Source organism: Moorena producens PAL-8-15-08-1, from assembly GCF_001767235.1.
GTDB lineage: Bacteria > Cyanobacteriota > Cyanobacteriia > Cyanobacteriales > Coleofasciculaceae > Moorena > Moorena producens_A.
In genome coordinates this window covers 1,762,314-1,775,803 of the sequence record NZ_CP017599.1, presented here as the reverse complement: position 1 = coordinate 1,775,803, position 13,490 = coordinate 1,762,314, and the positions used below count along the sequence as shown (strand labels likewise).

Here is a 13,490-nt window from a genome sequence, read left to right as displayed (position 1 = left end):
TTGAAGGTTGAAGGTTTAATCTTGAAAGTGGACACTCAACATTCAACTGCCCTATTGACTGACTCTAGCGGTTTACAGCCTAATGAGGTACACAGGATTTTTTCCCTGTTCCCTGTTCCCTGGTCCCTGTTCCCTGTTCCCTGTTCCCTAAAACTCCAAAATTTGTACCTCACCTAATTAAAAACCGCTATAACCCTCTTCTGTCACTCTCCGAATTCAATGATTAACAAATAAGTCAGATTATCCAGAATTAAAAAAGAATTGATATTGATTAATTTCACTAATTAGCTGATTCAATCCCAGCAATAATTTACTATTAGGCAAAATATCTAACCAGGGAAAAATAATCCATAACATCATAATTGGTTGAATCAGTAAACGAAAATTGTTTAACACATTCTTCCATCCACCTTTATGATTCCATTGTTGATGATTACTCACCTGGATATCATCAGCATCTTTCACCTTATTGGCTACTTCTGTCGATTTATTTAAAGATAAAAAAGCTGGAGAATTTAAACTAATCATGGTGTACACACAAAAAATTATTTCCCACCATTTTTCGATATCCTTAAACTTAGTAAAACGGTAATCTGTCCATCCTAATTCTTGTTTACACTGACGAAAAGCATACTCTACCCATGTTCTTAATCCATACAAATCTCCCAAGATTTTCTTGAGATTACCTTTCAAATTAGTCATCACAAAAGATGTTCCATTCTCTGGCATAGTTTTTGGGTCTGTGGTTATTTCCCAGTAAGTTATGGCTCTCTTTTTTCCATATACTATTTCTCTAATGTATCTAGTTTCGGATTTTTGATTACTAAATGTTCTGGTAAATTTACACCACTTATTCGCTCTAACCCTCTGTTCACTTGGCATCCAGACTCCATGATTACTCCTAATTGCTACTACATAAGACAATTTAGTTTTCTCTAATGTTCTAATAAACTGGCTACTTTCACCATACAGACTATCCGCTAATACTCGTTCTATATTTAATCCTTCTTCTACTAATTCTTCTAGGATTTCTGAGGCTAACTCTATTTTAGTTTTGTACTTATCTTCCCATTTTAATGTTCCTCTTGGTTTGAAGATTTTGCCTACCAATGGAAATGTTATATTTTGATACACCCCGTAAGCATTAACTGACACTATTCCATTATCTACTTTTCCGATACTTCCTAGATATTGCCTTGCTACATAGTCCGTTTTTTTCCCTTTCTTTCTATCCCCGGTTTCATCAATTATTACCGTGATTTTTTCCGAGTTTAATGCTTTGAGCATCCGACTTAATCTTCGGGATTTTAATTCAGTCGCTGACCAAGGAGAATTGGCTAAAAAATGATGGAGTGACTGAGCAGATTTTATGCCTACTACCTTAGCTATTTCTGGTAGCGACTTTCTCTTTATCGGTGAGATTATTCCTAAATGTAAATATTTGAAACATTCATAACTTCTTACTTCTGAAAACAGGTCTTTATAAGCCTCACAATATTGATCAATAACCGAAACTGTTGGTTGTGCATCTCTGGCACTATGTTTGAGAATCTGTAACTCTACATCCATTGCCCTATCTACTTTTGAGCTACCCAATCTGTTTATTCTCTTATTTTACTGCTCGGAGAGTGACAGAAGAGGGATAATCACTAGAATAAGGTTTCCTTAGACTCTAGCACTGTGGTAGATTCCGACAACGAAACAGTTTTCTGTGAACTCGAACAGTCACTATCAACCATGGTTTCCTCCTCTAGCACTGTGGTAGATTCCGACAACGGAACAGTTTTCTGTGAACTCGAACAGTCACTATCAACCATGGTTTTCTGTGGTGCTGGCACGGTGGAAGCCTCAGATTCTAGCGCTACCGATGAATCAAGGCTACTAAACGAGAATGTTGGCAAGGTTTTGGTTAAAGGTTTCAGTGCTTCTAATACCTCCTCAGCGGACTGGTAGCGACTTCGGAAGCTATAGCGCACCATTTTGTTGACCACTGTAGCTAATTCAGGACTGACCTGTGCCTTATCGAGCCAAATTACGTCTCCACTTATGGGATCTGTGGGTAATTTGCTAGGAATTATGCCAGTAAGCGATCGCACAGCAATCATACCTGTAGCATAAATATCACTGTTAAATCTTGGACTACCCACAGCTTGTTCATTAGGCATATAACCTTTAGTACCAATGGCGACAGTGAAATTAGTCAGGTTTCGTCTTGAATGCAATTGATTAGTAATTTCTTTAACAGCGCCAAAGTCAATTAGCACCAGCTTCTGATCTGATTTGCGCCGAATTAGATTATCGGGTTTAATATCTCGGTGAATCACACTGTGACTGTGGACAAACTGCAATACCTTTAGAATATCTACCACTATGGCAATGACGTTGGCTTCAGGAATAGGTTTCGCTGGTAACTCATCGCTGAGAGGATGACCTTTAATAAACTCTTCAACTAGATAAAATTCTTGATTTTCATCAAAATAGGCTAACAGCTCAGGGATTTGGTGATGTTTGCCCAACTTTTCGAGAATTTCTGCTTCCGTTTGAAATAAGCGTCGAGCCAGTTGCCAGTGTTGAGGATTATTGCTAGCAGGTTTGAGCTGTTTGACCACACAGTGCGGATTTCCCGGTCGCTGGGTGTCTTCAGCAATAAAGGTTTCGCCAAATCCTCCAGCACTAAGTCGTTTGATGATTTGATAGCGTCCACTTAACTTAGTAGCAAATAGTTCTTCTTCCCTTTCCTCCAGCAAATTGCGTAAATCATCTTGTCCAGAGATAATTTCTTGAACAATGGGGGCAGAAACGTAATGTTTGAGAGTTTGGCGTAGTTGCTGTTTATTCTTCAGGTCTTGCATTGCTCCCATAGCGCTACAGAAAACACCACTGAGAGTTATGTTAACTATAGGGACTGCTGTAGGCAAAATTAGCCCCTCATACACGAAAAATAGATAACTGATTTCTCCCCAAGTGATTACCCCGAGCACTGTCCAGCCTAGGCAAACTTGCCATCGCTTAATCCGACTGAATAAGTACCTGACGACATTAACCCCCAAGAAGATCAACACTCCTCTGTGGATAGGATTGGGAATTGCTTGAACAATGGTACGACCTTCGAGTAGTGTTGCGATCGCATTAGCATTGATTTCTACCCCAGCCATTCTATCGGACACAGGAGTCCGATGAAAATCTGGTAATGAGCTAGCAGTTGGTCCAATTAACACAATCTTGTCTTGGAAATACTTACCATCGTCTAGGCGAGTGTGCCAGCGATTATCATCTAAGACATACCAGAAGGGAATAGATCTAAATGCATCCGAACCGTAGAAGAAAATATTCTCTGGTTTGGGCTTCGTCTTCAGTCCTGATTCCTGAGCAGCTGCCAAGGTAGCCTCATTAAAGGAAGGTACTGTAAAAATCAGCTGATCAGATGTTTCTGCCAATTCTGGATTATTCTTAGCCCAAACTTTGGGAAACTGATTGGCTAGACGATAGATTCTGCCATCTGGCTCAATGGGATAATTAATCGAACCTACAGATAGCTGGGGTGTCTCAAACAAAGAATTTGGCTTAACTAGCTTGATAGCCTCACCTTCAACAGTTTCGTAAGTATCATATATAGCGGCCAGAGTAACCTTTTCGCCATAATTTTCTAGCACCTCTCTCAACCGTTGATCATCTGCCTTACCGTAACTACTGGGACTATCTAACACAATACTGACGGCAACAGACTTAGCTCCAGCAGCCATTACACGCTCAATCGCTTTAGCATAAGCAGCTCGTTTCCAGGGCCAGCTCTTGATAAGTTCTAAATCAGTTAGTGCTTGAGACTCATCATTATCATCATAGGATTGATTTAAATTCAGAGACTCCTCATCAATTGCCAAAATCACTATATTGTCTGGGCCAGTCACCGGACCCCTAAGTTTGAAAAACCAAGTTTGGGTTTGTTTTTCCATCCGTTGCACTCCCTCCCCATCCCGAGCTGTTGAAATTGCTCCGAATAGGGGAAAAAAAACAGCTAGTAGGAAACCTAATCTAGCTGGTTTTAACGGAGTGTTATCCTGTGATGATGTATCTTTCTTTGTAGAAATATCTGTATACTGATTTGGTGTATGGGAAGGAATAATCTTCCCGAACCACCCCCTAGGATTAATAAACATTGTGAGTATTTTACTCGTTTATTATCTATAGTATCGAAATCAATTTATTAGCTGCATAAAGATTATTAAAGCCTGTTTAAAAAATTGGTTAAGGAATACCCAAAGAGGACTTACCTCAAACTGGAAACCAAACTCTATAAATAGTAGGGTGCCTTAATAAGGCACCCTATATAGCAAAGGGAACAGCGGATCTGGGAACAGGGAGCAGGGAGCAGCGGTGCAGCGCGGTCTTGGGGAGGCAGCGCGGTCTTGGGGAGGCAGTGCGGTCTTGGGGAGGCAGCGCCGCCAAAGGGGGTTTCCACGGGGCTTACAACGATGCAGCGCCGCCAAAGGGGGTTTCCCCCATGAGCGACTGCATCAAGACAGGTGCGGAACCTGTGTCCGCACACAGACCCAAAACCATGAGCGACTGCCGTTCCCCCAGCAACTGCCGTGGTTTCCCCCATGACGGCGTTGCTGATTCTGGGTATGGTTTTGCCCCCCTAACCCCCCAATTCTGGGGGGAATAAGACGTTCTTGCGTCCCGCAAAATTGGGGGATTTAGGGGGCTTTAACATGCACCAGATGATTGCGCATTCATTCCTTAATTCAGCAACGTGCCCATGACCGCGCTGCATCAAGACAAAGCTTGGGAAATCGGTAATTGGTAATCGGTAATTGGTAATCAGTAATGACTAATGGCTAATGGCTAATTGCTAATACCAATTTTATCTCCCCATCTCCCTATCTCCCCATCTCCCCACACTTCCTACTCCCTACTCCCTATTCCCTAAAACCATTAAGAACTACTATGAATAAAATTGGTATTACGTCATCCCAACCCGTTTGGTTCTTAGAGTCACATTAACCCCTTCAGTAGATTGTTCCAATACTAATAATGGCGTTGGTTTTGCCTTTTGATCCCAACGCATGCAAACAATACGTCCTTGAATTGTTGGTTGCCAGGTATCATTTTCTGCATCTGGACTAAGAAATGTTTCTATACAGTCAATAATTTGGCTAACGGTTGCCGAGGTGCGTTGAGTGGGTAATTTCATTAATTTAACTTGAATGCGGAAAAGCACTCCCACACTGCGTTTACCTCGAATTTCTGTTTCGTACTTAACATCAAATGTTTCATTAATTTGACGACCTGACGTACTAGCAACACCGATAACATTTCTAGAGTCTTGAGTAGGTCGTAATGCTATACTGATTAACTGTTTTATTCTAATTTTAATTTGATTGATAACTGCAAAGTGGAATACTTCTTCTTCCATTCGCATTCTGAGGTAGTCCAGATTAAATTCCCGCGAGTGAACCAAATCAGGATTGGATTCCATTTTCCGGATAGTATTAAGCGCCAGCTTTAACTTTTTCCTAAGATCAGCAGTTTTATACTGCTCCAATTTCAGCTTTTTGTCCTTATCCTTGAATTGGAGCTTACCATACAGCACTAATCCAATCACCACTAAAGCTAGTCCAATAGACACAAACATCCAATGATTCAAACTCCCCAGTTGCCCAGCAGAGACAGAAGTCTTGGGATTGGTAGATGGAGGTGAGGATGCAATTTTCACAGGTACATAAACCTGAGTCCGTGATTCTCTGAAGATGAGATGATGGGACATAATTACTATCGAATAAAACGCAAAACCTCTTAACTAGTATTACCTTAGGGTGGATATCGGAAAAAATTTGTAAGCACCTGCTACTATTCGCTTCTGAATCAGTTAGTCATAAGACAAATGCTAATTCGCAGTATCTAAATATAGGTTTGTATTTGATAGGTTGTTTTGCCTACGATTTTTAATTTTACTCTATCATAGAGCTTAGATTTTATCTAACTCCAATAGGTTAGGCCTCGATCCTAGGGGGACTTATTCCCTTTTAGTTACCTTTGAGGTTGATGTGTCCGTTTTACTTCCAGAAGACTGTTGTAAAAGACCTTGTGACTAATTCCTTCGCCGAGTGACTTCTGCTTTTTATCCTGATTGAAGACGTTGAAGGCACGGTTTCTAAGGAACCAGAGGGAGTGTATTGGAGTGTCGATTTTGCAGGAGCGGTGATCAGTTTGCCATGCTCAGGTGCGACCCGTGGCGAATTTAATTCGCCATGGTCAAGGGCACCTATTAGAATTGGTGCAAGTTTTTCTGCCTTTATCTTAGCTCCATAATTCGACTTGTTGACAATGTTTTTTACTTTCTTATGGCCTTTGGGCCACGCTACGCGAACGGAAGCCTTTGTCCTTCTCCTGAGAAAGAGTGCTACTGAACTTCCGTTGTCCGGTGCAGGGGTGGAGCTTCCAGCCATATCCATCCATCGGTTATTAGGTTATTAGTTTCGATTAGTTAGTCTTTGGCTACTAATCTATATCATAACCTGGTGTTGGCCACCAGTTTCTAGCTATAAGGAGACGCACTAGCTGAATCAATCATCCAGAGGTTTTCTTGTTTCAGAAGCGTCCCAAGGATATAACGGGCTTTCCGCCCCTCTACAGGAAGCAGGGCTGTTTCATTCTCGCCAAAAATAGATGGGGAGATGGGGAGATGGGGAGATGGGGAGATGGGGAGAAAAGGAGCGCGAATAGTCGGAATTTTGGCCAAATTTATCTAACCCTCCTCGAAGGCCGAATCACGAATTGTTAGTCATTGGAGTTGCTTCCTCCCAACTAATTTGTCAGATTTTAATGACTAAATTGGCTGATTTTTAGGGAAATTTTAGTTTATTTACCTATCCCCCTATCCCCCTATCCCCCTATCTCCAATAATCGTTAACTTATTAAATTTTGAAACAGCCCTACCTACAGGAAGGCATTTAAAGCATCTATAGTATTGTGTAAAGTATTGTAGCAATTTGGGTAACCCATGAAAGCCTTTTGCCTTACTTTAGTAATAGTGTTGCGATGATGGATTACCCCCTAACTTAAGTAAAAATTTCAAGACACTCTATAGCTTATGTATTTAAGCATTCAGCTAAAGCCAATTGGCGCTATAGCTGATGCAGGACAAGCCAATAGCTTAGCTATTTAGAACAAGGATGCTTAACTCCGTAACGTTGCTTAGTAAAATCAATTGGTTTACCCCAAAGAACGTGAAGATAATATGCCCCACGATACTTTAATTTGGCGATCGCTTCCGGTAAAAGCACACCGTTGAGCTTTGGCTGTCGCCAACGGACACCACGATACTTACCAACAATTTTTTCTGATTTCATCTCAAAAGTTACCGGTTCATTTTCATAGGTAATACCACGGTAAGTGAATTTCATGATTTGATCCTCTTAATTGTTTGTTTTATCTGTCATTGACCACTCCAAGTCAGAGGCTATACTTAGATAATTCCCGAAAGTTAGACTAACGGAACAGTAAGCATTCAGCCTAGAGCTATCAGCTATCCGCTGATTGTTCGCGTAGCGTGGCCCAAACGCGCCCCGCGTGGCCAATAGGCCAAGGCCAAGGTTGTGGAAGATAACTCATATACTCGCTCCCCTCAGCCAAATTTGTAAGTTTTCATTTATTTAAAAACTGACTGTTGAAGTGCTGATAGCTCAATGGTTATAAGTAACAAATCTGGTTGACTGACTTTACTCCTAAAACCCTTGATTTTATGTAGAGAGCAGTTGAGGAGTAGCGAAACCAAAGCAAATTATTGCCAAGGTTGGTTTCACTATGTTAAAATAATCTCTGGCAGAGAAAAAGTCACTCAACCAGGTAAAAAATTTACCGAAACAGCAATAAAATTAACTATCATCCTGATGATACCCAAGCTTCTGTAGCTTGGACTGTCAATCAGGCTTGCTCCCTTACCTACCTTCTTATTGGTTAGTTGATAATCAGGACATTAGAAAATTTGGCTATGGGATGTTTTGTTTAGGTGCGCTTGACCCATTAAGAATTAAATTCGCCACGGGTCGCACCTGAGAAACCACTGATTAGCCCATTTTGCTGATAGTGTGGCAGTTGCGGTCGCGTAGCGGCTCCAAACGCGCCCCGCGTGGCCCAAACGCGCCCCGCGTGGCCAATAGGCCAAGGCCAAGGAGCATCCCATCACTAATGCCATAACTAAGGGTACACAACCCCCGCCATTACCTGTCTTTTTCTAGTTGGTATTATCGTTAAGCATTAAATAAACTGCCCAAATCCCCATGGCTCGCAAATAGTGACTAGCCCGGAATGTCCCTGCTGCTGTAATCGCTTCTGGTGTCCTAAATTGCAAGCCATGATCATAAACCTGCCCTACGACTGCTTCAGTCATACGTAAAGCTTCATCCTTCATGCCTTGCTGAATCAGAAATGCTGCTAATCCAAAATTAATTCCTGTCCACACTTCCATCGGATGAGTCGCATCGGGGTCTTCTGGTGTGCCATCGGGTCTGACTCCATTAACTGCTCCCAGTTGACCCTCATGGAACTTTAAAAAACAGGCATCATACACAGTTTTGAGGGCTGAGAGAGTACACTCTGGTGGTACAATATCCGGTAATCCCAGTAACTGAGCATAAAATTGACCACATAACTGGTCTGCCATCACCACATGTGAGCCACTTTCACTATCTAGTTGATAGTACTGCCCATTCCACAGCTTTTCTTGATAAATTGGTTGGGCTTGTGCTAACCATTGGCGATAGCACTCAATGGTGTCTTGAATGGACTCTAGCTCTGGTACTTCGATTAATGGAGATGTTGGTGGATAATTCTTGGTCAAAATTTCTCCAATTGCGATCGCACTCTCCAAAGCCGCTAACCACAACCCCCCACAGTAAGCACTTACTCCCTGCAATCGCCAATCATCAAAGGTCTGATCTGGTGCGCCATAGTTTTCTGGTATGCCATCTCCATCTTGGTCAAACCCCTTGAGATAAGCCAGTGCCTTGACAATGGATGACCAGCACTCCCACAAAAACTCTATATCTGTAGCGCTAGAGAAACCAAAATCCCGATAGACTTGTAAGACAAAGTCACTAGCTAAATCTTTCCACTGGTTACAATCCTGGTAGCTAGTATAATTGGTCTGTTGCCAAGGATGCTCATTGGGAGCTCCTAGGTCATGGGGCGTAGCATCCGCAATTTTACGTACAGCTTGAGATTGATTGTAGCCAATAATACGCAGTGTTTCATCGCTGGTCGGGATAGCTCGGGCAAAGGCTTCTAGCACCGCTTTATCCAGTTTCGGCCACAGCATTGCTAGGGCAAAAGAACCATAGAGCCGCACATCCAGGCTTTCGTACCAACGGTAATCTAGACATTCCAATACACCAAACTGTCCAATTGGGTCAAGTTCAGTTGCTGCTGTCCAGAGAGTACCGCCATCGGTGAGCAAGTACAGCTCATTAAACAAGGCCATCTTGAACCAATTGGGTAAATCCTGCTGATTTAAAATCGGTTCTTGCCATGATTCAATTTGTTCTCGCCACAGATCATGGTGCTTGAGAGCAGTGCGCACCATTGACCAGCCATTATTACCGTTGCGTCCAAAAAAGTCCGTGTATCTCCGGTAATAGTTAATACCTAATTTAAATTCTGTCACCGGGAAGTCCCAAGTCAGAATAAAAGGAATTTTGCGGGTTTTACCTGGACGAAGGGTAAAGCGAATTGCGATCGCGCACGCAATTTGTTCTCCTGGTGCCGCTGGAGTTTCATCTTGATGGTCTACCAAGCTACCATCCGTAGCAAAGGTATCCCAAACCTCAGCACCATCACCAACTGGATTCCAGCGACCGTGGTAAAACACCTCCATACTGGGATTAGTAACTGTAGCCAGGCACAATTGCCCTTCCCCTTCTTTAATCTCATCCCCCAGTCTCACCCGGTCTAGAACAAATCCGAGCCGATAGTGATCCACAACCCACTGATTCAAATTCCCGGTACTATCTCCCCACCGAGGCTGGTACTCATACACCGGACTGCCATCATCCCTTACCCGCACCTCTGGATTTTTAATCCCATTCGTAAACCAACCCACCATATTCTGCCAAGTGAGCATGATGCTAACGGTAATGGGAGTATCAGTAGGGTTGTGAGCCGTCCACTCAAACACCGCCACTGGGTAACTACTTTCCTGATAACATCCTGCCCAAATCGGAGAAAACTGTTCACAGGTTAGTTCAGTCTGAAAGACATTTTTATAGGTAAACCAACTGCGAGGATACAAAGCATAGTAGTGACCAGAAACCTCTGAGCTGTTTTCCTCACCTTTGCCTTGTGTTGGATACCATTGCCAAGAGCCTAGCTTACCATCCTCTGGTGGTTGAGTGCATAACCCATAAGCCATCGGCTGAGAATGCTCTGGTTGTTCAAATACACTAAATTGACAAGGGGGGAGGCTTTTAAAGATGTGTTCTCCCCCATCCAAGTGCCATAAATTAAAATCTCCTCGGGGAGAGCGACCAATACAACCAGCCCCAAATCCACCCAAGGGCATGCCGTGCCAGGGACCATCATCAAGATTACTTGGGTAACGGACAGTATAAGGGTTATCCCAGCCTAGTCCCAGGGGGCGTTGCCAGCTACACTCAGGAATTTTTGGACGTGGTGGTTGATAGATCATTCCCTGATTTTTAAATGCTCACCTAACTATCGATTAACTATCGATCAAGCCAACACTTTATTGTAAACATTTACAACAAATCCAGCCCACTTGGTGTAAAAATCATGATCTTCTCCAGATAGATCAATAGAGCAGGATCACAACATGTTGCTAAGTACTATAGCTGCTGTAGTCAAACTTGACAGTCAAACTTGACAATCAAACTTGACTGTTTCAATAGTCCTGGTCTGTAAATTCCAAAAAATTTCTCTAAGTGATCGCGAGGGAAAACAAAATGGTAACGAGAAAAAGCTTTTTCTTGTTGACGGGAGGTTTGCTCATTTCCTTAATGTTCCCGTTAATGGTAAAGGGTGAGGGCAAGCAAACCATCAGTGGTGAGTTTTACAATCCTTACCAAGTACCGGTAGACCGGGCTAACACTATCAATTCCGTGTTTATTCCTAAGACTGGTTCGTTTACTGACTTTAAAAGCAGTGTTATCCCAGACCAGAATATCTACAAGGTGAAATTTCCCATAGAAACGAAACCTGACATCGGTAAACTTGGCCCGACCTCAAAGATCAGCCCAGGCCTAGAGCGGTTGCGCCAGATTAAGAGACCGAATGATGATATTGAAGTCATTGTTACTTTCAAGGAAGACCGGCGAATTCCCCTCATGCCAGAATTAGGGGAAGGGGAGAAGCGTCGAGAGCGAGGTACGCGACGCCACAAGGCAATTGAAGAGCTCAAAGCAGCAAGAACTAAATCCCAGTTGAATCTAATTAGAAAGAACCAGGCATTCCGTAAATTTAAACCAACTGAACACTTTTGGATTGTCAATGCTGTGGCTGGAAAGACAGAGATTGGCAAGATTAACCAGTTGGTTGAATCCCAAGATGTTGCTTACATTCAACCAGTAGAAGGAGGGGAAAAGCCACCGGACTCTATTAGCAACAACGATGTTGATGACGGTAGACGTCTAATTGTATCCGATCCCTACTTCAATCTGGGACTAACTCAACCTTGGATTGGTCTTCTCGACACTGGAATCAGACGCACCCATGTCCTCTTCAACTCCCCAAGTAATATTGCCTTAGTACGAGATTGCGTTAACGGTGGTCCAAACTGCAACGATACTTCAAACCCTGGCTACGACCCCTTTGACACTTTCTGGAATCACGGAACTAGCTCCGCCGCCATTATCAGTGGTAACAATCGATTGGGGAATGCTTATCGGGGTGCGACTGGAATACGGCTAGACAGTTGGAACATCTATAGCAACTTTGGTCTCAATACCACTGCTACCCTTCGGGCCATTCAAAGAGGAATTGCTCTGTTTGACAAAGTACTTGTTGGAGAAATTCAAGCCAACGAGTCGGAAACAGGAACAATCGCGACTGCTGCTGATAATGCTTATGATGCTGGTGTGATCTTTGTATCTGCTAATGGCAACTTTGGACCTAGCAGTAGCACAGTTCGTTCTCCCGGAATTGCTCACAAGGTAATCGGAGTCGGCGGCTTCATGACAACTGATCAGACCCAGTACAATAGCCAGGGTCGTGGTCCAGCTACTGATGGTCGCTACAAGCCAGACATCCAAACTCCCACATTTAGCGAAACCGCTAGTAACGTCTCCGACAATGCTCTGAGGGTGTTTGGAGGAACTAGTGGGGCAACTCCTTACGCTGCCGCTGCTGCTATGCTTTCCCGTAATTGGCTCCGACAGTTCGGAACATTTGATAATGGTCAAACCTACGCCTTCATGATTCTTTACGGACAGAATCCCTATCCCTATAACAATACAGAAGGTGCTGGTCCTCTAAAGATGGCAACTAATGGTTGGGCAAATTGGGGTAAAGTAGTAGTAGGCAACGGAATGACTATTGACATTCCAATTAATGTCGCTGCTGGCAAGAAAGATTTTGATGGTGCACTGTGGTGGCCCGAATCTGCATCTCAGGCTCACAACGACATTGATATCCACCTGATTGATCCCACAGGAACGGAAAGAGCCAGGGGTTTCTCAGCCGTGAGTGTATTTGAGCGAGCAAGGGTTTCCGGTAGTCTGACACCTGGTACTTGGAAGATTCGGATTCGCGGATTTAATGTCCCCACAGGCTCCCAGATGGTTTACTGGGCATCCCACATCCGTAACTAATCCGTAACTAATAGCAGATATTACTAGCGCATAGTACACAGGAAGATTAATGTTATGCAAACAAATTATTGGATCCTACTCATAGCAATCATCTTCCTGGGCGCTGGTTGTCTTGGATGTGAACTCAATAGAACCACTTCAGACGTTTTGGCAACCGTCTGGAAACCTTCAACTACACCATTGAGAGTATCAACAGTATCACCTTGGTACAGGCGATTGGTGAAACCTGACCCTCTCTCCCTCACCCAAGCGATTATGGATAACCACAGACAGACTTTAACAATTTTTCTGGACAAGCCCTTTTACCGTGAACGACCAGAACCTGAAATAACTTTGACAGGAGTTTTGCAATCATCGCCTGTGCGGGTTGGTCCCAATACACGAGATATGCCCTTAAAGCTTGAAACTCAAGCAGAAACCCTGAGTGTCTACGTCACCAGTCGTGAAGAAGAGATATTGGATCGATTTGTTAATCGCAAGGTGAGGGTGATTGGTAAGCGAGTTGACCAGCGTGCAGAGGGTTATGGCTTCGAGATCTGGATTGGTTCGATTAGCATAAATGATGATTAATTATCTAATAAGCATTCAACGGATCGTTGATAGCTGAATGCTTACAAACCAATTACCGATTACCAATGACCCGACAATCCTATGTTGCATCCCTTTTAG

Annotated in this window: 11 protein-coding genes; 4 read left to right on the top strand and 7 right to left on the bottom strand. The window is 43.1% G+C overall.

The features are described from left to right. Positions 1-21 precede the first annotated feature (21 nt). Entirely contained in the window at positions 22-177 is a 156-nt protein-coding gene (locus BJP34_RS42630; protein WP_158517057.1) for a hypothetical protein, read from the top strand. Positions 178-240: 63 nt separating this feature from the next. On the opposite strand, the gene BJP34_RS06760 is transcribed toward BJP34_RS42630, so the two are convergent. The 4 genes from BJP34_RS06760 to BJP34_RS06750 all read right to left on the bottom strand — a co-directional run bounded on the left by BJP34_RS06760 (position 241) and on the right by BJP34_RS06750 (position 5,716). Beyond that, entirely contained in the window at positions 241-1,569 is a 1,329-nt protein-coding gene (locus BJP34_RS06760; protein WP_070391308.1) for an IS701 family transposase, read from the bottom strand. A gap of 80 nt (positions 1,570-1,649) precedes the next feature. Continuing rightward, positions 1,650-4,157 carry a serine/threonine-protein kinase gene (locus BJP34_RS06755; protein ID WP_070391683.1) on the bottom strand — a complete coding sequence of 836 codons (2,508 nt, stop codon included), beginning with the start codon at positions 4,155-4,157 and terminating at the stop codon, positions 1,650-1,652. Between the two features lie 134 nt (positions 4,158-4,291). Continuing rightward, entirely contained in the window at positions 4,292-4,603 is a 312-nt protein-coding gene (locus BJP34_RS42625; RefSeq protein WP_158517056.1) for a hypothetical protein, read from the bottom strand. Between the two features lie 360 nt (positions 4,604-4,963). Beyond that, a complete protein-coding gene (locus BJP34_RS06750) occupies positions 4,964-5,716 on the bottom strand; it encodes a hypothetical protein (protein WP_324611027.1) in 753 nt (250 codons plus the stop codon). A gap of 611 nt (positions 5,717-6,327) precedes the next feature. Between BJP34_RS06750 and BJP34_RS42620 the strand changes: the two genes are divergently transcribed. Continuing rightward, the gene (locus tag BJP34_RS42620; protein ID WP_158517055.1) at positions 6,328-6,477 is read left to right on the top strand and encodes a hypothetical protein; all 150 of its coding nucleotides are present in this window, start codon (positions 6,328-6,330) and stop codon (positions 6,475-6,477) included. A 683-nt stretch (positions 6,478-7,160) separates the two neighbouring features. On the opposite strand, the gene BJP34_RS06735 is transcribed toward BJP34_RS42620, so the two are convergent. The 3 genes from BJP34_RS06735 to BJP34_RS06730 all read right to left on the bottom strand — a co-directional run bounded on the left by BJP34_RS06735 (position 7,161) and on the right by BJP34_RS06730 (position 10,684). Next, complete coding sequence (locus BJP34_RS06735) at positions 7,161-7,406, bottom strand: DUF4278 domain-containing protein (protein WP_070391679.1); 246 nt, start codon at positions 7,404-7,406, stop codon at positions 7,161-7,163. 12 nt (positions 7,407-7,418) lie between these two features. Then, the gene (locus BJP34_RS42615) at positions 7,419-7,580 is read right to left on the bottom strand and encodes a hypothetical protein (protein ID WP_158517054.1); all 162 of its coding nucleotides are present in this window, start codon (positions 7,578-7,580) and stop codon (positions 7,419-7,421) included. Positions 7,581-8,236: 656 nt separating this feature from the next. Further along, a complete protein-coding gene (locus tag BJP34_RS06730) occupies positions 8,237-10,684 on the bottom strand; it encodes a GH116 family glycosyl hydrolase (RefSeq protein WP_070391678.1) in 2,448 nt (815 codons plus the stop codon). 274 nt (positions 10,685-10,958) lie between these two features. Here BJP34_RS06730 and BJP34_RS06725 point away from each other — a divergent pair, with 274 nt between their 5' ends. Together BJP34_RS06725 and BJP34_RS06720 are read left to right on the top strand one after the other, a co-directional pair. Continuing rightward, positions 10,959-12,821 carry a S8 family serine peptidase gene (locus tag BJP34_RS06725; RefSeq protein ID WP_083305036.1) on the top strand — a complete coding sequence of 621 codons (1,863 nt, stop codon included), beginning with the start codon at positions 10,959-10,961 and terminating at the stop codon, positions 12,819-12,821. 54 nt (positions 12,822-12,875) lie between these two features. Next, positions 12,876-13,391, top strand: a complete 516-nt coding sequence (locus BJP34_RS06720) for a hypothetical protein (protein WP_070391676.1) — start codon at positions 12,876-12,878, stop codon at positions 13,389-13,391. Positions 13,392-13,490: the final 99 nt, after the last annotated feature.

What these genes read in the sequence shown, in the direction of transcription:
- BJP34_RS06755 (WP_070391683.1), bottom strand. Translation starts at nt 4,157, where the DNA reads ATGTTTATTAATCCTAGGGGGTGGTTCGGGAAGATTATTCCTTCCCAT.
- BJP34_RS42620 (WP_158517055.1), top strand. Translation starts at nt 6,328, where the DNA reads ATGTTTTTTACTTTCTTATGGCCTTTGGGCCACGCTACGCGAACGGAA.
- BJP34_RS06760 (WP_070391308.1), bottom strand. Translation starts at nt 1,569, where the DNA reads ATGGATGTAGAGTTACAGATTCTCAAACATAGTGCCAGAGATGCACAA.
- BJP34_RS06720 (WP_070391676.1), top strand. Translation starts at nt 12,876, where the DNA reads ATGCAAACAAATTATTGGATCCTACTCATAGCAATCATCTTCCTGGGC.
- BJP34_RS06730 (WP_070391678.1), bottom strand. Translation starts at nt 10,684, where the DNA reads ATGATCTATCAACCACCACGTCCAAAAATTCCTGAGTGTAGCTGGCAA.
- BJP34_RS42625 (WP_158517056.1), bottom strand. Translation starts at nt 4,603, where the DNA reads ATGGGGGAAACCACGGCAGTTGCTGGGGGAACGGCAGTCGCTCATGGT.
- BJP34_RS06735 (WP_070391679.1), bottom strand. Translation starts at nt 7,406, where the DNA reads ATGAAATTCACTTACCGTGGTATTACCTATGAAAATGAACCGGTAACT.
- BJP34_RS06725 (WP_083305036.1), top strand. Translation starts at nt 10,959, where the DNA reads ATGGTAACGAGAAAAAGCTTTTTCTTGTTGACGGGAGGTTTGCTCATT.